Raw genomic sequence first — 501 nt, 5'->3', positions numbered from 1 at the left:
TTCCTCTCTCCCTCTCCTTTTTTTTCTCCCCCTCCACCTCTTCTCTTTCTCACTCTCTTGCAGATAAATGTTTTATTAGTTGTCCGGCTTTTGACTTAACTCATTTCCTTTTCTCTCCTCCTCTTCCTTCCCTTCCCCTTCTTCCCTCCTCTCTTTCCCCTTTCCTTCCCCTCATCCTTCACTTCCTTGTACTCTTCCCCCTCTCTTTTATCCCTCTCCCTTTCCTTCTCTCCCCCTTCTTTTTTTCTTTTTTCTGTTTATATCCTTCCCACATCAAAAAATAATGTTCTCTTTTTTTTCTCCTCCCCTCCCTTTTCCCTCCCTTCTCCCTCTCCTCCCCCCTCCTTTCCCTTTCCTCCCCCCCCTTTCTTTCTTTCCTCCCCCCCCTCTCTTTCTTTTTTTTCTTTTGTCTCCTTTCATTATAGTCCTTTTTGTCCTCCTTTTTCCTTTCTTCCCCCCTCTCTTCCCTTCCTTCCCTCCTCCTTCTTTCTCCTTTTCTTT

Annotated in this window: 1 protein-coding gene; it reads right to left on the bottom strand. The window is 45.3% G+C overall.

Features of this window, described 5'->3' with window-relative positions:
* Positions 1–178: 178 nt before the first annotated feature.
* Positions 179–501 (bottom strand): hypothetical protein (locus E1963_RS23975; RefSeq protein WP_201272125.1); only part of this gene is annotated, 323 nt, incomplete at its 5' end.

Origin of the sequence: Extibacter muris (genome assembly GCF_004345005.1) — a bacterium.
GTDB lineage: Bacteria > Bacillota > Clostridia > Lachnospirales > Lachnospiraceae > Extibacter > Extibacter muris.
The sequence above is the reverse complement of the archived record's forward strand: the minus strand, read 5'-3'. Positions and strand labels throughout refer to the sequence as shown.